This is a genomic window from Methanosarcina hadiensis (assembly GCF_046529725.1).
In the GTDB taxonomy this organism is placed as follows: Archaea; Halobacteriota; Methanosarcinia; order Methanosarcinales; family Methanosarcinaceae; genus Methanosarcina; species Methanosarcina hadiensis.
The window spans coordinates 194,834-217,561 of sequence record NZ_CP136241.1 but is presented as its reverse complement, the minus strand read 5'-3'; the positions used below and the strand labels follow the sequence as shown (position 1 = coordinate 217,561).

The 22,728-nt window shown below is 42.5% G+C and carries 13 protein-coding genes and 1 tRNA gene; 6 read left to right on the top strand and 8 right to left on the bottom strand.

The genetic code is table 11. The features are described from left to right. Positions 1-140: 140 nt before the first annotated feature. From RSJ42_RS00975 to RSJ42_RS00965, 3 genes are all read right to left on the bottom strand, one after another. On the bottom strand, positions 141-5,402 hold the full coding sequence (locus tag RSJ42_RS00975; protein WP_410508883.1) for a PKD domain-containing protein: 5,262 nt from the start codon (positions 5,400-5,402) through the stop codon (positions 141-143). 338 nt (positions 5,403-5,740) lie between these two features. Next, positions 5,741-7,510 (bottom strand): alkyl sulfatase dimerization domain-containing protein, encoded by a 1,770-nt coding sequence (locus tag RSJ42_RS00970; protein WP_410508882.1) that lies wholly within the window; start codon positions 7,508-7,510, stop codon positions 5,741-5,743. 482 nt (positions 7,511-7,992) lie between these two features. After that, on the bottom strand, positions 7,993-9,183 hold the full coding sequence (locus RSJ42_RS00965) for an ATP-grasp domain-containing protein (RefSeq protein WP_410508881.1): 1,191 nt from the start codon (positions 9,181-9,183) through the stop codon (positions 7,993-7,995). Between the two features lie 728 nt (positions 9,184-9,911). Between RSJ42_RS00965 and RSJ42_RS00960 the strand changes: the two genes are divergently transcribed. Then, on the top strand, positions 9,912-10,106 hold the full coding sequence (locus RSJ42_RS00960) for a hypothetical protein (RefSeq protein WP_410508880.1): 195 nt from the start codon (positions 9,912-9,914) through the stop codon (positions 10,104-10,106). Between the two features lie 307 nt (positions 10,107-10,413). Here the strand turns inward: RSJ42_RS00960 and RSJ42_RS00955 are convergent, their stop codons facing one another. Beyond that, positions 10,414-12,414, bottom strand: a complete 2,001-nt coding sequence (locus tag RSJ42_RS00955; RefSeq protein WP_410508879.1) for an S-layer protein domain-containing protein — start codon at positions 12,412-12,414, stop codon at positions 10,414-10,416. A 539-nt stretch (positions 12,415-12,953) separates the two neighbouring features. Here RSJ42_RS00955 and RSJ42_RS00950 point away from each other — a divergent pair. Beyond that, positions 12,954-13,175 (top strand): cation transporting ATPase C-terminal domain-containing protein, encoded by a 222-nt coding sequence (locus tag RSJ42_RS00950; protein ID WP_410508878.1) that lies wholly within the window; start codon positions 12,954-12,956, stop codon positions 13,173-13,175. A 465-nt stretch (positions 13,176-13,640) separates the two neighbouring features. On the opposite strand, the gene RSJ42_RS00945 is transcribed toward RSJ42_RS00950, so the two are convergent. Then, positions 13,641-13,750, bottom strand: a tRNA-Met gene (locus tag RSJ42_RS00945). 822 nt (positions 13,751-14,572) lie between these two features. Between RSJ42_RS00945 and RSJ42_RS00940 the strand changes: the two genes are divergently transcribed. The 4 genes from RSJ42_RS00940 to RSJ42_RS00925 all read left to right on the top strand — a co-directional run bounded on the left by RSJ42_RS00940 (position 14,573) and on the right by RSJ42_RS00925 (position 18,813). Then, positions 14,573-14,956, top strand: a complete 384-nt coding sequence (locus RSJ42_RS00940) for a molybdopterin dinucleotide binding domain-containing protein (protein ID WP_410508877.1) — start codon at positions 14,573-14,575, stop codon at positions 14,954-14,956. A 73-nt stretch (positions 14,957-15,029) separates the two neighbouring features. Then, on the top strand, positions 15,030-16,334 hold the full coding sequence (locus tag RSJ42_RS00935) for a formylmethanofuran dehydrogenase subunit B (protein WP_410508876.1): 1,305 nt from the start codon (positions 15,030-15,032) through the stop codon (positions 16,332-16,334). Position 16,335: 1 nt separating this feature from the next. Further along, positions 16,336-18,054, top strand: coding sequence for a formylmethanofuran dehydrogenase subunit A (locus tag RSJ42_RS00930; protein WP_410508875.1), 1,719 nt, complete (start codon positions 16,336-16,338; stop codon positions 18,052-18,054). After that, positions 18,055-18,813 (top strand): formylmethanofuran dehydrogenase subunit C, encoded by a 759-nt coding sequence (locus tag RSJ42_RS00925; RefSeq protein ID WP_410508874.1) that lies wholly within the window; start codon positions 18,055-18,057, stop codon positions 18,811-18,813. A gap of 257 nt (positions 18,814-19,070) precedes the next feature. Here RSJ42_RS00925 and RSJ42_RS00920 read toward each other — a convergent pair whose 3' ends face one another. The 3 genes from RSJ42_RS00920 to RSJ42_RS00910 all read right to left on the bottom strand — a co-directional run bounded on the left by RSJ42_RS00920 (position 19,071) and on the right by RSJ42_RS00910 (position 22,486). Continuing rightward, entirely contained in the window at positions 19,071-19,649 is a 579-nt protein-coding gene (locus RSJ42_RS00920) for a hypothetical protein (protein ID WP_410508873.1), read from the bottom strand. Between the two features lie 170 nt (positions 19,650-19,819). Further along, positions 19,820-21,823 carry an S-layer protein domain-containing protein gene (locus RSJ42_RS00915; RefSeq protein WP_410510278.1) on the bottom strand — a complete coding sequence of 668 codons (2,004 nt, stop codon included), beginning with the start codon at positions 21,821-21,823 and terminating at the stop codon, positions 19,820-19,822. 420 nt (positions 21,824-22,243) lie between these two features. Next, positions 22,244-22,486 carry a hypothetical protein gene (locus RSJ42_RS00910; RefSeq protein ID WP_410508872.1) on the bottom strand — a complete coding sequence of 81 codons (243 nt, stop codon included), beginning with the start codon at positions 22,484-22,486 and terminating at the stop codon, positions 22,244-22,246. Positions 22,487-22,728 lie beyond the last annotated feature (242 nt).

The window sequence follows — 22,728 nt, the reverse complement described above, 5'->3', positions numbered from 1 at the left end:
TACCGCTATGAACATTGAGAAAACATTAAAAAAGGTTTGGGAAAGAATTTTTGCCTTCCCATAAAGAATCCAATTACTTTTCCTCTTTTGTCTGCCGATATACGACATCATTGCTAAGTGTTCATCATCAATTGAACTTATTACTTTTCCTTTTTTGTCTCCCGATATACCAGGTAGGCTCCGACGATAAGTAAAATGAGCAGGATAAAAAATAGAATCCCTGAACCACCTGATTTTTCTGGTCCTTTATTTTCTTCCGAACCAGCCGCTTCGGAATCATTTCCTTCTTCAACTAAGATGGATTTTCCGGTATCAGAGTTTTGAGATACCAGAATATCCTTTACGCCTGTCGAGAGGGTTGAATCTGCACCTCCGTTTTCAGTCCCGGAAGTACTTTCACCTTCAACTTTAGTGGAGGAAATAATAGTAGCTGAGCCAGTTCCGCTACCTCTTTTATGTGGAGTAGAGGCAGATGGTGTAGAGATTTTCTCGGCTGTTACGGAAAAAGGCGAAAATCCCGGAGTTTCTGCACGGAAATAATGGCATTCGGCATCCGACCCGATTTCCCAGGTATTAAGGGGCTGCCATTTCCCATTTTGATACCTGTTCAGCCGGACAGTACCCTGAACAACTGTTTCCATCCAGGTTCTGTTTACTTTGAAATCGATAAACTTGGGGTCTGACCCGGTCTCATTCATAACCGTCTGGTTGCTGAAGTAAATGTTTATGTGCTGGTAAACATCCCCTTCAGGGTCTTTTGTAACTTCAGAAGCCCTATCTTTCAGCACTTCGACAAAGACAGAAATATTTCCTGCTGAAGAAGCGTTGAAAGAGATTGCCAGGATGCTGTTATCGCCCGTATTGTCCGGTTCTTCCGTGAAATTAAAGGATACCGAGTCATTCGCCTCAACTTTCCTGACAGGCAAAATTACTGTGCTATTGATGTTATTTTTATTTTCAGCAGACCTTGTGATAAGGAAATTCCAGGTCTGGTTTATGGCAGTGCTGCCGTTTGAAACTCTACCGATTACGGAATACTTGCCCGCAAAGAGACTGCTGTTTTCAACGCTTGTGTAACTGTTCTTGAAATAATCATTTCTCCATAGAGCTTCCGGAGAAAGGGTAAGGGATGCATAAGCACTATTTATCTCACCCCCTTCAGAAGACTCGTTTCCATTCACATACCAGGTGAAGTTACAGAGCATATGGGTTGAAATATTGAACTCCTGATCAGGGTCCCCCACATGTAATAGTTTCAGGTTTTCAGGGTTATAGTCAGCGATCGGGGTAATTGTAATCTCAGATTCGCCTTCAAGCGGAATGGCTGCCACATTTTCAGCCGAGACGTTCCCTTCAAGCTTAAAGGTCCCAAAGTCCGAATCAAGCGGAGATTTCAGAACATAAACCAGCTGCCTGCGGTCACCTGCTGAACAGTTTTCCCACACCCATTTATTGGAGGAGGAGTTGAATTCCGCACCTGCGTTATTTATGGGAGTGAGATTCCAGCCAGCAGGGATATCTTCCACTACAGTAAGGTTTGTGAGGTTCCAGGCACTTTCAATGTTAAGGTTTACTATGAACTCTTCACCCGGATAAACGCTGGTCTTAGACAGATTTCTTTTCGAAACGACCGGGTGTGCGAGGACATTGATGCAGCCTCTGACAACCTCGGTATCATCTCCATAAGCATTGGAAACGTATAGACTCACATTGTAGATACCTGCAGTTTCATAGGTATGTACCGGGTTTGCCCCGGTATAGTCTGCCTGCCCGTCTCCGTCAATATCCCATTCCCACGAAACGGAATTGTAAGACTTGTCTGAGAAACTTACAGTCAACGGCGCAGGCCCTCTCGTAACATTTACAGAGAAATTTGCTTCAGGAGGGAAGGGTTGTATTGTAACGTTGATGAAATCCTGGACGGTTTTGTTTACTGTTGTCCCGTTTCCGCTTGCACCAAGAGTAACGGTATAAAGGCCGCGTTCCTCGTAAGTGTGTACAGGACTTCTTTCGTTTGAAACGCTTCCGTCTCCAAAGTCCCATAAAACAGATCCGGCATGGCTGGAATTATCCATAAATTGTACGGTCAGAGGGTAAGGACCGGTGGTCACATTCGCGCCAAAATCAGGAATCGGAGGAAGAGTGACATTGATGTAATCTTCTGCGATTTTAGTTACTGAAGTCCCATTTCCAGTTGCTGTAAGGGAAACGGTGTACAGACCAACTTCAGAATAAGTGTGAACAGGGCTCAGGTCAGTGGAGGTGTTTCCGTCTCCAAAATCCCATTCTAAAGATTCAGCATAACTCGAATTGTCCGTAAACTGAACTGATAAAGGATAAAGGCCTTCGGTAATGTTCGCACTGAAATCCGGAACAGGAGGAATAGTAACATTAATTAAATCGTCAGCGATTTTTGTAACTGAGGTATTGTTTCCTGTTGCTGTAAGAGAAACAGTGTACAGACCAGAGGCTGTATAAGTATGAACAGGGTTTCTCTGGAAAGAAATGTCCCCATCTCCGAAATCCCATACAACGGATTCGGCATAGCTTGAATTATCCGTAAACTGAACGGTTAGTGGAAATGTGCCTTCAGTAACGTTAGTGATGAAATCTGGAACAGGAGGAGTAGTAACATTGATGAAATCATCAACGGTTTTTGTTACTGAAGTCCCATTTCCAGTTGCAATTAAAGAAACACTGTATATTCCGGCTTCCGAATAGGTATGGACAGGGTTTCTGTCAGTTGAAGAATCACCGTCACCAAAGTTCCATTCTACAGTTTCAGAGTACTGAGACTCATCAGTGAACCGAACTGTTAATGGGAAAGTGCCCTCAGTGATATTGACACTAAAATTGGGGATAGGAGGAATTGTTACGTTAATAAATTCATTAACGGTTTTTGTAACTGAGGTATTGTTTCCAGTTGCTGTAAGGGAAACGGTGTACAGACCAGCAGTTGTATATATATGAACAGGATTTCTTGCGGAAGAACTGTTCCCATCACCAAAGTTCCATTCAACGGATTCAGCATAGATAGAGTTGTCTGAAAACAGAACAGTCAAAGGGAGCGTACCCATAGTAACATTGGCACTGAAATCCGGAACAGGAGGGATAGTCACATTGATGTAATCGACAACGGTTTTTACAACTGAAGTCCCGTTGCCGGTTGCTGTAAGGGAAACAGTATAAAGTCCAGATTCCGAATAGGTATGGGCCGGGTTTCTGTCAGTTGAAGAATTACCATCACCGAAATCCCATTCAACAGATTCTGCGTGGCTTGAGTCGTCCTCAAACTTAACTGACAGAGGAAATGTACCCTTAGTAATGTTGGCACTAAAGTCAGGAATAGGAGGGGTTGTAACATTCATACAGTTTTCAACAGTTTTTGTGACTGAAGTATTATTTCCTGTTGCAATTAATGAAACACTGTATAGCCCGGCTTCCAAATAAGTATGAACAGGGTTTCTGTCAGTTGAAGAATTACCGTCACCAAAGTCCCATTCAACGGATTCGGCATAGCTTGAATTATCCGTAAACTGAACGGTTAGTGGAAATGTGCCTTCAGTAACGTTAGTGATGAAATCTGGAACTGGAGAACTTGTAACGTTGATATAATTATCAATGGTTTTTGTGACTGAAGTATTATTTCCTGTTGCAATCAATGAAACACTGTATAGCCCGGCTTCCAAATAAGTATGAACAGGGTTTCTGTCAGTTGAAGAATTACCGTCTCCAAAGTCCCATACAACGGATTCGGCATAGCTTGAATTATCCGTAAACTGAACGGTTAGTGGAAATGTGCCTTCAGTAACGTTAGTGATGAAATCTGGAACTGGCCGCATTTGGACGAATATGTAATCTTCACGGACAGATGTATTGGAACTGCCTGCCGAGTTGTTCACAGTTAGTGATACGGTATAATATCCCGGACCAGAATACGTGTGGGTACAGTTTTGAAGTTCCGAATTATTTCCGTCTCCGAAATCCCAATTCCAGGACACAGCGTTTTCAGACAGGTCGTAGAACTCCACGGTCAGAGGCTGGACTCCCAGTGTAACATTTGAATTAAAATTTGCTACAGGAGATGGGACATGAGGAACAATCCACTCGATGCTTGCGCGGTTTGATATGACGGTCTCGCCTGCATTATTTACAAAACTTGCTTCTATAATGTCAGTACCTGCAGAAGTCCCGGAGTAGGTAAAATTAGCCCTTCCGGCCGCATTCGTTGTCATATTTTCGCTATGGCCTGCATTAGGACCTGAAACAACCGAGAAATTGATAGCCTTTCCTGAAAGGGGATTTCCATTATCGTCCTGCACCAGAGAAGAGAGGGTGTATTGAGACCCTGCGGAAGCGTTTCCTGAAGCAGGAGACAGGAGAATACCCTCGCCTACCATTGCTGTGCTTGATTTCAGGAAAAAGTATGAAAAGAATATATTATCATCGTTAGAAGGATTCTGAGTAAATACTGTGATATTTGAATCCCCACTATTTATGAAAGGTAGAAGGTTGTAAAGTTCGTCATCAGTCCGCGGATTGCTCGGGCCCGCATATGGATTCAAAGGGTTCGCAGTGCTATCGTCCAGCCCCCCTACGGTCAAAAGTGCCCCGTTTCCGCTGAACCCATCATCTTCTCCTCCAGCCGAACTTGTAACTCTTATTCCGTTTACATTAACATTACTGACCTGGCTGCCCCCGCTGTTCTGGTAACTGAAAGAAATACCAAGCCCCATATCAATAGCAAAGTTAGAATCATTTTTATCGACAGGATCTGATAGCTTAATACTGAAAGTATCTCCAGCAGGGTTCTGCCCTCCAAAAAGCAATATAACGGTATTGTCTTCCTTCTGGTTCGGATCATCAAAAATAACTGCAAGAACTTCTCCATCAGAACTGTAAGGGCTTGTTTCTGTGACTGTGAAGTTAACTCTTCCTGCCGGCGCGATATCAACTGCAGGTTTAACAATAGATGTAACATCTGCCCAGTAGTTATAGCAGGCAGTCGAAAAAACAGTATTATTCCAGTAAACGACACTTCCATTAATCAAAACGCTTCCTTCAGGAATCTGACTACCCCACTCTCCAGCAGCGATAAGATATGCACTTCTTACAGTCGCACCTTCAGGTTTTTCCACCTGAATAATACCACTGCTGTCAGTGCCTAGCCCGTCTACTGAAAGACTTATTCTTCCGGTCTCCGTAACCATCGGCTGTAAAGAAGTACCTGAATCTCCCCTGACAAGTGTGTGGGGAATATTCAGAGTCGAATTATTTTCCAGGACAGTGCCCGGGGTCATTTCATTTTCTGCACATACCAGTAAAGTAAATGAAGAAAGCAAAACAAAAGCTGCAAAGAAAATAGGAATTGCTTTTACAAAGACGTCAAATTTATGTTTCATTTTTCACACCTTAAACTGTTTTTAAGACAACTTCACTGATTAAAGAACAATATTTCCAATAGAGAATCAAAGAAAACTCTGAAAATGTAAATAATAAAGCAGGTTTTTTAATTTATTTAGTAAGTAAGTGTATTATAAATATAATAAAGTAGCGATTAATCAGGGAACAATAAAAATAGGAAATAAAAATCTATAATCCTTAAGAAAAAAGCAAATAATGAGATACACAAAAAGATTAAGAGGCTACTTACAGAACATAGATAAAACACAAAATTTACAATTTATTCGCATATTCCTTAATTAAAAAAGTAGAGTGTTTAATGGAACACTCAAACTACTCATTCAAACAGAGCCATGAACTCATAGAACGCCTTTGAGTCTGCTCCCGAAATATTCACCTTTCCGTCGGAAACGGCTTTCTGAGGATCGAGTTTTCCCAGAACCATATTCTTCCAGACCATCGAACTGGTTGTGATGGTGAAATCAGCATCTTCCGGGACTTCAGGTTGAATCTCAACAATGCCCTTACGGACGTACAGGGCATAGTCAGAAGATTTGGCATTCTTCATGTCTGTCAGCTGAAGCCCAACAGTAATTTCCTTATCCAGGCACTCGGAGGCATCGAGACTGACAGCCATTATTCTATGTAGAGTGTCCATTGGCAATAAGGGAACGAACCTTTCTTCCATTGTGGCAAATGTAAGTTTCGGATTTCCGCTTGTCGGTAGCGTCACCTGTTTGGTCTCCAGGAGATACTCGGATAGGATATAGTTGCGTGTTTGAGCATTCGGTGTGTTTTCGGCAATGGAGATCATTGCTGAATTCTTAATCTTGCGTGCCTCAGCATTTTCCGGATTGAGAAGGAGAACGTCGTCAGCAAGAACCAGGGCCCATTCCAGATTGCCTTCATCCAGAGCATTTCTGGCTTTATCCGTAAGCTCATCAACCCCACCTGCCAGTTCAGCTGCCATCTCGGCTTCTTCTGCAGGAGACTGTGGGAACATATCTCTGGCCTTGCCGGAATAAAAGCCTCTGTACCACCAAAAAATCTCGTATATGTCTCTGTCCACCTGCCCATAATACTCCTGCAAATTAGGGTCGCTGGCAAGATGGGGCGGCAGCTTGACCACGTCCATGATCTCTCCCGGGGTTAAGCCTTTGTTCATGTTTTGCACTGTCTGATCGTGAACAAACTGAATGGCATCGCGACCGTTGGTGAACATGCGGCTGATATTTTCTTCGCCGACCACAACGGGCTGTGGGCCATGGGGTAAAACCAGGTATTCAGGCTCGAGGCTGCGGCAAACATCTATGCTATCAATGTAATCCAGTGGATTTCTGGGGAATGCCCCTCTTATAGTTGTAATTGCCGGGAATGCCTGGTAATAGTTGGCTATTTGCACCATTGTATCCTTTTCTGGAAGCCAGACAACCAGCACATCGCGTGTCTCACCAGGCACTGAAAGCAAGGTTATACTTACTCCTGCAATGTTTGTCTCCAGTTTATCTTTGACAGTCTTTGTTGGCGGCAAATAACCTGAAGGTCCCCTGATCTGCGTTGCAAAGAGTCCTCCGCCTGCAAACCAGTCGGGATCGTTTGCAAATAAGCTTCCTGACATTTTGACACCTCCATCAGCCCTGCTGGGGTAAACCTGACCAAACCAATCAGAGTACAGGGTCAGGTTCAGATTCTCGTGAGCAATAATCTCCGTGTCGTTATTGGCAAAAACAGAGGCACCATGGATATGACAGTCGTGGTGGTGAGTATAGATGATTGCTTTCACCGGTTTTGTTTCAAAGATGTTATTCAGTTTCTTATTATACGCTTCCTTAACAATCTCTGCTGCGGGTATGCTCTCTCCAGGGTCGATGACAATAAGTCCGTCTGTACCTTCTATCAGTACGGGATTATCCCTGTTGTATCCACGGGCAACATAGACCCCATCCGTAACATTGAGGATCTTGGGTGGGAAGAAACCTGCTGTGAAGTCTTCAAGCTCAGGATTGACCCCTACCTTTTCAGGCTCAAATGCGGTCGCTGATGACGATATACATACCATACATACAAAGGCTGCAAATAATAGAATCAGATGTGTACTAACCTTCATATTTTCCACTCCTTTTTTTGAAAAACCCTACTCCTTTGGAAATAATATAACGTTTTTATATTATGGCTAGTATATTACAAGATGTATATTTAATAACCAGAATTATTTTTTCTCTCAAGAATTACTGCTTTCTTTTCATTATTTTCAATATTAACATCCATGATAAAAAATAAAAATCAACGTCTATTATTTCAGAAAAGTTATAAAAGGCAGCCCGGAAAGAGATGGTTTTGAGAAGGAGAGTATGTAATAGTTTATGTTTACATACAAAAAATTTGACTTCACATATTCCTGAAGATTGTGAGAAAATACGGTCAGAGCATACCATCCGGTGCAATCAATTTACAGGTTATAGTTTTAAGAAATCTTTAGAAATATCTATATAATTTTAGCCATTAGCCAGTTGTAGAAACTGATTGAATATTAAAACAGCCTCTTAGAGCAGCAGGGCATTTCGGACAGGCTCATCCCACCAGCAGGGTTCAGATACTACTTATCTTTTTTTTGCACTCAATAAAAGTCTTTATTCTCTCTGCCCCCTGTTCAAGGGACAGGATCACATCTTCTCTGCTAGAGGCACATGAAAACAGTGAAGTGAGAAACCCATCAGGCAATACATTCGTTTCAGGAGGAGGGATATCTGCACCCTTTTCCCTGAGAATGGCATTCAGGAGCTGTCTGTCTATAATAAGCTCCCGATCCGAGTAGATTGCCCCCCTTGCAGCAAAAAGTTTAGCTTCAGGTTTCTCGGGGAGTTCGCCTCTGAAACAGCCGACATGGGCTTCAAACAGGTTAACGTCCATCGCTTTCTCGATTGTATCAAGGCTTCCCTGGAACCTGGGATTTATCTCAAGCACTACAGGGCCAGTTTCCGTAACCAGAAAGTCCACCCCGTTTGAGCCCAGGAGCTTAAAATCAAGTATCAGTTCTTCAGCAAGGGTTTCCATCTCATCGGCCTGCTCATTCCTGAAAGGGGTTATGTTCCCACAATAAGCAAACGGAAGTCTTGAGAGCCAAGGTATCCCTATTAAATGCTCATTTACTGCCACTGAGAGAGCTTCTTTCCTAGTAGAAAGTAAAGAGATGCTTGAAGGAATACCTTCCAGAAAATCCTGTATAACAACTGTCTCTGCCATGAACTCCAGATCCAGCCTGCGGTGATATAGACTGCATAGATTTTCAAGGACAGACAAAAGCTCCTGTTTGTCTTTAGCAATCCTATTAAAAAGTCCTCCTGAACCAAAGGCAGGTTTAACAATTACCGGATATTCAATTGCATCTATTTCGTCCGGAGAATAACAGTCAGGATGCGGGATACCAAGAGCTTCAAGTCTTTTTGAGAGGTACTTTTTGTTTGAAGCTTTCTGTTTATTATCCGGACTGCTGGCAAGTACAGCACAGGAAAAGCAATTATGATCAAACATCTCCATGCCCGAACCCGGGACAATGGCATCAAACTCCAGCCCGAAGGCTACCATTCGAGCCTTTATCCTGGAAGCATCCAGTTCAATCAGTTCTGGTCCAGCCCTGCGCTCCAGAAGAGCTGAAGCATATGCACATTCCTGCAGGTCAAGAAAATGGAAGGCATCGATAGAACAGACATTATAGCCAGCTCTTCGAGCGGAACAGACAACGTTCCGATTATTATATCCAATTACAAGTATATTTCGCATATCCCCTCGAATCCCATTGAATTTACGCACTCAAAATATATAATCAAGTACAGTAGCCATAAAACTATACAGTTTCAGGTTAAAAATTCGATTTTTTTCTTCCAAATTCAGGGTTTGCTCTGGATATTAAGAAAAAAATAGTCTAATCAGGCTAAACCTGGACAAAAAAAGGGTTTTAAGTCTGACCATCCTTTTGTTGGGTTACTATTTTTTATTTAATCCTGTATGCTGAATCCTGATTCTGCGCCGTTTACCGGGGCTGGGCAACCCTGGAAAATAGATAGAAAAAGTGGAAAATCTGAAAACTTCTTAAAATTACCTGTGAAATACGTGGGAGTTCAGAAGGGAGTTCAGAATTAATTGTCTAGATCATATATCTCTAACAAGAAAATAAGACAGGATTTGGGACAAAATATCAAAGAGTGCTTTGAAAAGAAAAAATCAGGCGCCTGGAGCGCACATTTGGAGCGTTCATCAGACATTAGGTCCTATGTACTACGATTACTGAACAGAGAATTATAGGGAACACTCTAACGGGAACACCCTCACAATGGAAAAGCTATTGTATAGCTGCCTTAAATATGATGCCCAATTACAATTGAGATAAGCTGGGAGACAAAGAGTAATAATCGGTGGCTCCTTGAGATTATCAAGGATCTTTGTAAATTACTGTGAAAGGGAAGATGATCTGGCTCAAGTCAACTTAAGTCGATTTAAAAAAGCAAAAAATGGATGAAAAAGTTTGGTGCGAGGATTACAATTCTAACACATTAACTCCAAGACCAGACCCTGAACTCGGCATCTTTACCTGGCATCTTGTTGCAACTCAGAAGGAAATATGGTCACAGGCACTCGAAAAAAGCCGTGCTTGTCGTAAGGGAAGAGGCTGCAGAAAAAGAATAATAAATTTCAATTATGAATAATAAATTCAATTATGAATAATAAATTCAATTATAATCGTCAGAAGTTAAAAATATCCAGAAACCCAGGGTCATGTTTTTTAAATCAACTGATTGTTATTAACCGATAGTTCTACCCTGGATTTCACTGATCCTTCTGGCATTTGTAGCAATATCATTATATGACTGCCTTTCAGGTTAACTGAAGCAACCTTAACTGTTATTTTCGAGAATGTAAGTTTCGGTTATATCAATTTAGGTTTCACCTTTTTACACCTTATTGCATTTGGTCACATTCCCTGACCTTCTCAGGAGATACTGGACTGAAGTTTCAGGATTCCTGTCCTGCAACAGTAACATTTCTACTTCCGGAGACATAACCTGTTTTCGTTGCAGAAATTGTGAAGTTGTCTTCTCTGTCAGGTGTATAATTGAGCGTGCCTTCATCTCCGGTAAGCCCTATGATGTTACCGTTTACCTGGACGTTTACTTCACTAACTGAAACATTTCTTGCCGTAACTACGATTTCTGCCTCCTGGCCGACAATAAGAGTATCGGGCATATCAATTTCCAGCTGGTCTCCTTCAGCGCTCCTCAAATTGACAAAAGGATAAAAGCGCAGGACAGGAGAATCAGCAACCCTGAATTTGACATTACCCATCAGGTCGATAACCTCGTCTCTTGTAAGGGAAATCGGGTCCTTATTTCTCAGTATAATTCCAGAGTCGGAAACCGAGCTTACTTCCATCTCATCAAAGGATTCTCCTGTATGAAGCCTGAGGTAACCTTCCGAGATCTGGAAAATCCCCTGAACAAAGACTGCATCCGTTTCTGTACCGCGGAAGATCCTTGAGAAGTGAATTGCTATCAAAGGTACATTTTGTGCGGTACTAAGGTTAGTTTCATAAACATAGTCAGCATTCGATGATATGAAACTGTCATCTATTACTGCCCCATCCCTTAAAAGCTGTACATGGACGAGATTCTGGTTGCCGCTTACATCTACAACGTTCAGAACATAGCCTTCTTCAAGTTCAAGGGAAGAATCTCTAAACATCGTTTTTCTATTATCATCCTCAACCAAGACTTTTGAGATGATGCTATTCGAAAGTATATTCACACCGTTTGAATTTCCTAGTGTGTTTTCCGGGTACCCTGAAAAATATTTCTCAGCCATAAAACCAAGTACTTCATAGCTTCCCCATTCTTCATGGTCAAATTCCACAAGCGTAGGCTCTGTGGAGTAAACAAGCATATCGCTGTCAATACTCCTACCATTAAGCTGTTGAATGGAAAGGGTTTCAGTAGAAATGTTCTGATCAATGTTGTAGTAAAAACCCTCGAAGTTATATGGTGTCCACGTAGTTGTATTAAACATCTCATCATAGACAGTTCCCCTTAACTCGTATGTCCCGGGCTCGGACATATTTACCACAGGCGCAAAGCGTAGACTGTCGGCATCAGCTACAATAAAACTGAAATTATCCATTATGTTAACTGTACTTCCCCTGCTTAGAGAAATGGCTTCATTATTTCTCATACTAACTCCAGAACTGGAGACTGAGCTTACTTCCATTGTTTCGAAGTCATCTCCTGCGTTGATTTCCATGTATTGGTCTGAAACCTGGAAAGTGCCTGTAGTAAAGATTGCATCCGTCTCTGGACCGCGGAAAATCCTTGAGAAGTGAATTGCTATCAAAGGTACATTTTGCGCGGTACCGAGTGTGGTTTCATAAATATAGTCAGCATTCGATGATATGAAACTGTCATCTATTACTGCCCCATCCCTTAAAAGCTGTACATGGACGAGATTCTGGTTGCCGCTTACATCTACAATGTTCAGAGCATAGCCTTCTTCAAGTTCAAGGGAAGAACCGGTGTACAGGGTTGTCCTATCGTCTGAATCGATAAGCACCTGGGAAAGTTGCCCATATGATATTAAATTGATATTGCTTCTAACAAAGCTGGAGTTATTGGTGTATCCTGCAAAATAACGCTCTCCCATAAACCCTATAGCTTCATAAAAATCCCATTCATTATACTCAAATTCCGTCTCAAAGGGTTCAGTTTCATATAGAAGTCTATCTGTATCAATATTTCTGCTGCCTTCAGTGAGCCGAACTGTCAGGTTCTCGGAACCTTCTCCTGTATCCAGGTCATAATAAAAGCTCGAGTAGGTCTGAGGCATCCATGTATAGTTGAGACTTTGGGATGCGTTTTCATCCCAGATGCGATCACCTGTTGAATCCGTAGCCTGAGAAGCCACTGTTCCACACAGTAGCCACATTATCAAAAATAGACAAAACGCTGTCGTATACTTTCTAGTCCCCAAGATTAAACCCCCCCATATATTATAAGATTATTACTATAATTATCCGTAAGATATAATAAGTTTACATGAGCCAGGATAACTTCTTGCAGTAACCGATATAATTACACTAAAAAGACTGGGCTCTTTGAATCCCGGGGAAATTGGCAATTTTATAGACTCAATAATAACTGGGGAAGAATTCTAATCCTCTGAGATATGATGATACCCTCGACAACCCTCTTTTACACTTGAAGATTCATCTAAAAGGCTCCAATGATGCCATTTCTTCTCATGACTGTTTACTCGTCTCCTTCAAAAGCAACCTTTAGAGACAGAGCCTTTATGGACTGAAGTAAGAAATTCACTCCTGAATAAGGCCAACTTATTTTCGAAGATACAGTATCGGATAAAGCCCTATTCTGAAAAGATACGTTTTTCTCCACTAGCGGAGAGGAAAGTATCATCATACTTCAACTTATCTGGACAAACGGTGAGGTTGCCTTACCTATCGATTTCATACTTATGGGGGAGAAGGATATGAAGTAAATCGGGCAAGAAATTTGCTTTTGCTTTTGATTGTACTCTTTGATAATTTCCGTGTATCCAACTGCCGCTCTGAATACCGATCCACATTCCGCGTGCCTCTCAGGAATAATTACTTCTTGATTATGGGAGTTGTTCTAATGCAGGGGCTCCACATCCTTTCGATGCACATACCTTTTATGCATGAGCTTCTGAGTGTAAGTCCGGTTTCATTTAAAACCTGGTTTATTTTTTCATAATTGCAAGTATGATCATAGTGTAATGAAGACTTTTAAAAGAGTAAGGCCTGATGAAAGCGACACTTAAAACTTATCCGAAAAACAATAATCGCACATTGATATAATAATTATAACCTTTTTAGAAAGGCTTTAAGTTTGTCCTTGTAGACATTTATCACAGCCTAAATAAAAATAAAATAATAATTAATTAAAGGATTTAAGCAGGAATCGAGTTAATTAAAAATTATACGAAAGTGAGATTCGAACCCACGAATATCTTCTTAAGCGGATCTTAAATCCATCGCCTTTGAACGGCCTAGGCGGCCCTGGAGTATAGATAGATAAAGTGGAAAATCTGAAAGACTCCTTAAAATGGCTATGAAACATGTGAGAGTTTAAAATTAATTGTCAAGATCATATCGTCTAATGAGAAAATAAGACAGGATTAGAGCAAAGTAACAAAGTTCTTTGAATAAAAAAATCAGGTGCCCGGAGCGTGACTCGAACACGCGACCTCCAGATATCTCAGGAGATTAAAGACGCCTCATATAAAGTCCCTATGAGTCTGGCGCCCCAACCGACTAGGCTATCCGGGCTTGCAACACACAAATGGACTAACATATATTAAAGGGTAACGATTGAAAAAGGGAAAAAAGGGCATTTTAACTATGTTTTGTATGGGAAAATACCGGACAATAATAGAAAAGGTGAGCCTGTTAGCTCTCAGAATGTGTAAAGAATGCCAGTGAATACGTTATGTTAGACCTGACATAATATGGTAATATATAATAAAAGAAATTAATGGGATATGGCCTATATAACCAATAAATATATAATTAAAAAGTGATATATATACACGCTTTCAGATCGATTTTTAAAAAATGGAAAGCAAAAATATGTGCCGCAGGGGCACTACCACCTACCATTTATATAAAGGTTATAAGCTGAAAAGAAATATAAATCTGGTAAAATATATATAAACCATATAATTATAACGATTAACCGAAATAGATCCTCAATTAAAGGAACTGTCTTGAAGACTGAATTTATCATATAAACAATTCCTTCAGGAAATAAAGTGTCGTTATAGAAATTTTTAGAGGATATTTTTCGAGAGATTATATCTCAACAGGTAAGCTCCTGAGCCCTAACTGAGATTTTACTAAACGTTTACTAAATAGTTACTACCTGAAATGAATCCAGAATCAGGACCTCAATCCATTAACTCAGACTCGGAGACTGCGATGCATCTAAAGAGTGCTGAGGACCACAACTTAACTAGCAATTATGACAGTCATGGGCCTTCGTGCCAGAAAGACTGCTGTAAAACAGAGAGTTTAGTATTGATGTTTCAAAAAGTGATCCAACCAATTCAGTTTATTGAAATACCTGGATTAAGTTCCAGATGAGGAATTTACATGAAAATAAAAGCAAACCTCATATCCGGAAGGACCGCCGACCAGGGCGCACATCTGGAAGCTAAAACACATAAAGGTTATTTTGATGCCTGTGCTTACTGCGAACTGAACTCCGCAGACCTTGAGAGGCTGGGAGCTTCGGAAGGAGATAGCCTGAAAGTCACCACTGAGTTTGGGGAAGTGGTAGTATTTGCAAAGGCAAACGAAGGAAACCCTGACGGCCTTGCCTTTATCCCTATGGGTCCCTGGGCAAACGCAGTGCTGAGCCCTGATACGCACGGCTGCGGCATGCCGGGATTCAAAGGCGTCCCTGCTGAGATTGAAGTCACGGACGAAAAGCCCCTGGAAATGAAGGCGCTCATGAGGAAGTACCTGGAAGACTAAATTCCAGTCTCCCTTAAGCGAGAATTTAAACTTCATCAGGTCCGGAGAAAACTGAAAATTCGGAGGAAAAAATATGCCAGTAATTAAAGACGCAGTATGTTCCCTCTGCGGATCCCTCTGCGACGATATCACAGTCACAGTTGAAAATAATAAGATCACAAAAATAGAAAATGCCTGCATCCTCGGGCACAGCAAGTTCGTCGGTATGCTCCAGCATGACAGGATAGAAACCCCTATGGTAAGAAAAGATGGGGAACTTGTCCCCGTATCTTATGAAGAGGCAATTGAGGAAGCCGCAAAAATCCTGGCAAATTCCAGAAGGACACTTTCCTATGGGTGGTGTTCCACTTCGTGCGAAGCTGTCAGCGGAGCAATTCAGCTTGCAGAAGAAACAGGTTCTATTATAGATTCTACAGCAAACGTCTGTCACGGGCCTTCAGCCCTTGCTGCCCAGGAGAAAGGGTCCCCTTCAGCCACCCTTGGAGAGATAAAGAACAGGGCAGATGTAATCATTTTCTGGGGCTGCAACCCTGTACATGCCCATCCAAGGCACATGGTCCGCTACTCAAGCTTTTCAAAAGGACTTTTTACCGAGAAAGGGCGGAAAGGAAAGAAAATGATAGTTGTCGATGTCAGAAAGACCGACACCGCAAAACTGGCAGATACGTATGTTGAAATTGAACAGGGATCGGACCTGCTCCTGGTTACAGCCCTCCGTTCAATTGTAAACGGGCATGCAGATGTTATTCCGGAAACCATTGCAGGCGTTCCTAAAGCAGAGGTTCTTGAGCTTGCTGAAACCTTGAAGAATGCGAAATTCGTCTGCATTTTCTTTGGTATGGGAGTCACTCAATCCCGTTCAAAATACAAGAACGGAGACGCGATGTCTTCTCTAATTTCAGACCTAAACCAGTACACAAAAGCCGTAATGATCGGAATGCGAGGTCACTATAACGTTACAGGTTTCGGGCAGGTGGCTACGTGGGAAACAGGTTTTCCGATGGCAATTGATTTTGCCAGAGGCTATCCTTATTACAACCCCGGGGAAACCGGAGCAAATGACCTGCTTGTGCGCGAAGAGCCTGATGCAGCAATTATAGCTGCAGCTGACGCAGGAGCACACTTCCCTCAAAAGGCAGTCAGGCATCTTGCAAGAATCCCTGTGATCCAGATTGACCCGTATGCCAACCCGACAACTGAGATTGCAGATGTTGTGATCCCATCAGCAGTTGTTGGAATCGAAGCGGAAGGTACGGCTTACCGTATGGATGCAATCTCACTCCGCATGAAGAAACTGATTGATACCAAATTCAAGACCGACGAAGAAATTGTAAAAGACCTGACTGCAAAGGTCAGGGAACTGAAAAGAGGTGCATAAGATGTCGGAAATCCTTATTAAAAACGCCAGCGTCTGTGACCCGTCACAGGGCATTAACTGCGAGACTATGGATATCTGCATTAGAGACGGCAAAATCGTGGAGAGCGTCTCTGGAAATGCGAAGGTTATCGATGCAGAAGGCAAGCTTACCATGGCAGGGGGCTTTGACGGACACACACACAGCGCAGGTAAAATTAACGTCGGCCGTTTCATCAATCCCAACGATGCCAGGAAAAACCTTGTACCCGGGCTTTCCGGCCAGGTTGCACGCACTGAAAAGACAAGAGCACAGGTAGGGTATAATACCCCCAACACCTACGCAATCGGATACAGGTATGCGAAACTGGGGTACACAACTATCTGTGAAGCTGCAATTCCCCTGCTTGCTGCAAGGCACACACATGAAGAATTCAAGGAAATTCCTATTCTTGATAAAATGGGGCTGTCGCTTTTCGGAAGCAACTGGCAGGTAATGGAATATATCCGGGATAAGGAGCCTGAAAAACTTGCAGCATACATTGCCTGGGGCCTGAGAGCCTCAAGAGGTTACGGAGTAAAGATTGTAAACCCGGGAGGAGGAGAAGCCTGGGGCTGGGGAAGAAATGTAAGCGGGCTCTATGATCCCGTCCCCAACTTTGATGTAACTCCTGCAGAAATCCTTATGGGGCTTGCAGAAGCTAACGAACGCCTGAAACTTCCGCATTCCGTACATGTGCACTGCAATAACCTTGGAAAGCCAGGAAACTATGCAACAACCATAGAGTCCATGAAGCTTTTTGAAAAGATTAAGCCGAGCCGGGACAGACAGTCCCTCCATGTAACGCACGTCCAGTTTAATGCTTATGCAGGGACCTCCTGGAGAGACTTCGAGACAGGAGCCCCAATGGTTGCAGATTACATAAATGGAGTAGACCACCTGACATTCGACCTTGGACAGGTTATCTTCGGACCTGCTGTTACTATGACCGCAGACGGACCTGTTGAATATGCAAACGCAAGAATGTTGCATGAGAAATGGAGCAACCAGGACATCGAACTGGAAGATGCTTCCGGAGTCGTTCCCCTGTTCTATTCACCAAAAAGCTTTGTAAATGCAGTCCAGTGGGCAATCGGTCTTGAACTAGCTCTGCTTGTAAAGGATCCCTGGAAAGTTATGTTCACAACTGACAGCCCTAACGGCGGATCTTTTGTTAACTACCCTGAAGCCTTTACCTATCTGATGAGTGCAAAAAGGAGAGAAGAGGTAATATCAGGCTTTTCCAAGATGGCCCTTGACAGGATGGTACTCCCCGGAATCGACAGGGAGCTGGATTTCTATGAGCTTGCCATTATGACAAGGAGCACCCAGTCAAGGATGTACAGCATGCCTGAGAAAGGGAACCTTAAGGTTGGCTCTGACGCTGACATTGCAATTTATGACATCCTGCCAGGACAGGTTGACCCGTCAACAGAGTATGCAAAGGTTAAGGCTGCTTTCTCATCTGCAGCATATACCCTGAAGAGTGGGGAAGTAGTTGTAAAGGATGGCGAAATCGAAGAGACCCCGAAAGGAAAAACTTACTGGGTAAACGCTAAAATTCCGGAAAGCATCGATACCGCAATGCAGAGAGATATAGACCGTAAATTCAGGAAGTATTACACTGTGAGCAAAGCCAATTACATGGTTGAGGATATATATCTGCAGAAGCCTGTAGAAATCGGTACTGAGGGGGTTTTTTAAATGCAGGTTGTAAAACTTTCCCTCAAAAAAGCAAACAGAATCCCCATTGAAGCCGATAACATAAACCCTGATAACTTTGCCGGCAAAACCGCAGAAGAGATAAAGGTTATTCCTGTCTGGTACGGAAACGGACAGTGCCCTCTGGGAGATTTCTTCACTATAGATGTAGAAGGAAGAGACTCAGTGGAAAACACAAAGCTGATTTTCGAAAGCGATGTTTCCAGAGTAAAACGAATAGGGCAGAACATGACTGCCGGGGAAATAGAGATTAACGGCAACGTAGACATGCACTGCGGCTTTGGGATGAAGGGCGGAAAGATAGTAATTAACGGCAATGCTGACAGCTGGCTCGGCTGTGAGATGTCAGGCGGGGAGATAATCCTCAACGGAAATGCTTCCTATTACGTAGGTGCAGGTTACCGTGGGGAATCCTGCGGAATGCGCGGAGGAAAGATTACCGTGAACGGCAATACGAAGGACTACGTCGGAGAGCATATGTGCGGAGGCGAGATCCTTGTAAAGGGCGATGTGGGGCTCCTTCCTGCAATCTCAAACAACGGCGGGAAAATAATTATTGAAGGCAAAGCAACCATGCCGGCAAGCGAGATGAAGAACGGCACTGTCATCATAAAAGGTGAGGTCTTTGATCTGCTCCCCTCTTACAAAGAAGAAGGGACGGAAGAGGTTGAAGGAATCTCTTACCGCAAATTCACAGGCGACGTTAATGTTGGTGGAAAGGGTATTCTGCTAATAAAATAAACGGCCTGAAGCAAGTTAAATAATAAGTTAAATATATTAATTACACATCTGGCGGATAAGAGATCGAAAGACAGGTTCTTTAGATTTGGTTCTTATCCGCTGCGTTATTTTTAAAATCTACCTACGCTATTTTTTCTGTTAATTTTTCTTGTAATTTTGATCTTATTTGTTTTCAGTTTACAGTTTACTACTTCCAAAAGAGATCGCAGAATAAAAGAGACAAAAAAGAAAAAAGAAAAAGACCGGTTACTGAGTAATCAGTATCCTGTTGCTTCTGCAAGCTGTTTTATAGGTGCTTCTTCAGCAGTATTTCCGAAAACTACTATCACATAGTTTTCATTGTTCCAGATGTAAGAGTATCTGGTAACGGATTTTCCTCCGGCAGTTATATAGTCGAGAATTTTTACAGCGGAATGCCCGTTAAAAGGAACATCGGTAAAACGGGACCCACTGCTTAATGGAGGGAAGGAAGACTTATATACATCAATGAGATTATTTGCGGCTTCTTCATTTTCAAGCTCGATCGCATCCACATAATAATCAGTATTGTTGGAATCTCTATAGATCCCTTCAGAGCCTGAAAGGATTCCTGTAACGTTTTCAGCTTCGTAAGTACTTTTAATCTCATCTGTAGAGAGTGGAATGGTATCAATATACTCAAAGCCTGCAGGAAAGTTTTCAATCGTACTTACCCCAGCTGCAACATCATCAGAAATTGGGTTTGTTTCCGGATTGTCCGAATCTGTCCCGTTAACTGCAGGAGTATTATCCACACATCCTGAAAATGCGATCATCAAAACCGCAAACACTGATATTAAAGCTATGATTTTTTTCATAAAATTCACCTTGATCTTAAACCCTGAAAAACCAGGCGGTTTACAGAATCAGGATTTCAAATTTAAAAGAATTACCAGAACTAAGAAATCTGCAAATAAAAAGTTATCTGCAAGAAGAAACCAAAAAAGAATTTAAAAGAGAGAAGGGTAGAACCCTTCACTCAGAGAATTTAGTTGTTCCTCCTGACGAGGTAGACGACTGCAAGGAGTCCGACAAGACCAAGGACAACTCCGAATCCAGGAGTGCCGGGTTCTTCTTCGGTTGGTTCCTCAGTTGGCTCCTCGGTTGTTGGTCCCTCAGTTGGTTCCTCGGTTGGTTCCTCGGTTGGTTCCTCGGTTGGTCCCTCAACATCGGTTTCGTTAGGTGTGGTCACATTGCCGTCTTCGTCTTTATCATCATCTACTTCTCCGCTGATAGTCCTCTCAACGAATGGGTAGTACCTGATGTCGTTGGCTGGTGTGTCAGCGACTTTGAAGAACATTCCCTGGCCAATGTCGACTTCGTCATCTCTGGTCAGAGTGAAGGTGTCTTCATTGGTGATCTGGAGGGTGTCGCCCTGGATTCTGACATCGTCAAGGTCACCGAATTCATCGTCAGACTCAATGGTCATTGCGTTTGCGTAGTCAATGAGCCAGAGACCTTCGATCTGGGCAATGCTGTCGACTGCGCCCTGGAAGACCTGGTTGACGTGTACTCTAAGGACAACGACATCGTCTTCGTCCTGGATGTCATCAAGTTCAACGTCCCAGGTGTTGTCAGATCCGCTAACAACTGAGATAATTTCGTCATCTACGAATTCTCCGTCCTTGGTGAATTCGAGCCAGACTTTCTCACCGTCAACATCGACCTGTTTGGCTTCGATAGCATAGCCTTCTCCGAGGTCGAGCTGTTCACCGGTTCTGATAGTGTACTTGTCATCGCTGTCAAGGACGAGCTTTGCAAGCTTGTCAGCTTTGTCAGGGTTGATCGGGATGTATTCTTCTGCGAAGAAGCCGATAACAGGGAACTGGTCCCATCCAACGGAAGGCCTGGAGAACTCATAGTCAACCATCTCGATGGTTGTCTCATAGACAAGACCGCCTTCAGGAATGACATTTCCGCCGTTAAGGCCGGTTACTGTAAGGGATTCTGTGGATACATCGTCGTTTACATCATAGAAGAAGCCTGCAAAGTTGGTTGCATTCCAGCTGAAGTCGCCGGTAGCGACCTGACCTCTGACTTCATAGGTGCCAGGCTCTGTGATCTGCTTCATAGCGTAGAACCTGAGTGCTCTGGTGTCATCGGCGGTCTTAAAGAACAGACCTTCAGCGATTTCTTCTTCATCATCCCTGGTCAGAGTGAAGGTGTCTTCGTTGGTAAGGACAAGGGTGTCGCCCTGGATTCTGACATCGTCAAGGTTGCCGAATTCATCGTCAGACTCAATGGTCATTGCATTTGCGTAGTCAATGAGCCAGAGACCTTCGATCTGGGCAATGCTGTCGACTGCGCCCTGGAAGACCTGGTTGACGTGCAATCTGAGGACAACGACATCGTCTTCGTCCTGGATGTCATCAAGTTCAACGTCCCAGGTGTTGTCAGATCCGCTAACAACTGAGATGATTTCGTCATCTACGAATTCTCCGTCCTTGGTGAATTCGAGCCAGACTTTCTCACCGTCAACATCGACCTGCTTGGCTTCGATAGCATAGCCTTCTCCGAGGTCGAGCTGTTCACCTGTTCTGATAGTGTACTTGTCATCGCTGTCAAGGACGAGCTTTGCAAGCTTGTCAGCTTTGTCAGGGTTGATCGGGATCCATTTCTCTGCAAAGAAGCCGATCAGGCTGTAGTTGCTCCATCCGAGATCTGGTCTGTCAAATTCATACTCAACCTGCTGGATGCTTGTCTGGTAGACAATTCCGCCTTCTCCAATGACATTGCCTTCAGTTCCCTGAACGTCCCTGATGGAAAGGGTTTCGGTTGTCACGTTGTCATCAATGTCATAGTAGAATGCTGCAAACTGTTTTGCATCGATTGTAAGGGTGCTACCGTCGCCATATGTATCAATTATGTCGTCGATATCAGAGCCGTTGTACACTGGACCGCGGATCTCAATTACATCTTGTGCACTTGCGGCGGATGCAAATACAGTGAGAAGCATGAGAACAGCCAGTGATACTGCTGCAAATCTCTTCATTTTATTGTTTCCTCCATGTTTGTTAAGATATATCGTATGTAAGAAGAAGTGTCGGGATCGAACACTTAAAAGGGTTTCACCGTTCTTCACCAAATTAGACTTATCCATTTCGTCTATTGCCGAAGAGGATTTCATTCCCTCCTTATCCCTCTAAATTGGATTACAAGTGTTCTATAAAATAATTGCATTATTAAATCTTTTGTGGTCTATTTCGTAGGAATTGGAGAGGAAAAGCGCAAAACAACGATGTAAATAACGGTAAATGTCGAAAGAATATGGGCAGAAAATTCGTCAGGGATTAATATACAGGATGAAGTAGAAACGCTTATAAAACACTATAGAAAAAAGGAAATATGCTTAAGGGATATGACTAAATAATTTCAAAAAACACTATTTTTAAAAAACTATTACGTAAAACATTTAAATCATTTTCTCAGCTTCTAAGAATTTGTTAATTGCAGGAAATGATCCGGGTTTCACTTGTGGCATCTTGTTTTCAATCTCATGTTTATCTGGGTCTGGTTTTCGTTTTTTGAGTACTTTTTCACCGGGTATAGCACAGTTATTCTCAAAATAAAAGCTGCTTTGAACACCACATACATATAATACGACTTTCTTTAGATATGCCCCATTAACGAATGACTCAGGCAGGAAAAATATCAATTCAAACTAATGATTCAGCCATTTATTCATAAATATCGGGCAAATCACGCGGATAAAGCTCCATATAAACATATTAAATAATTGTTATATTTCTGAATAAGACTTCCATTAATTTTATAATAATAAAAGCCGAAGAGTGTTTATCTGCACGGCATACAGTACCAATATAAAACATATCAGAAATTGACGATATAATAGAGAAAATATAAAATAAGCAAAATATATAAAAAGAAAGATGAAAA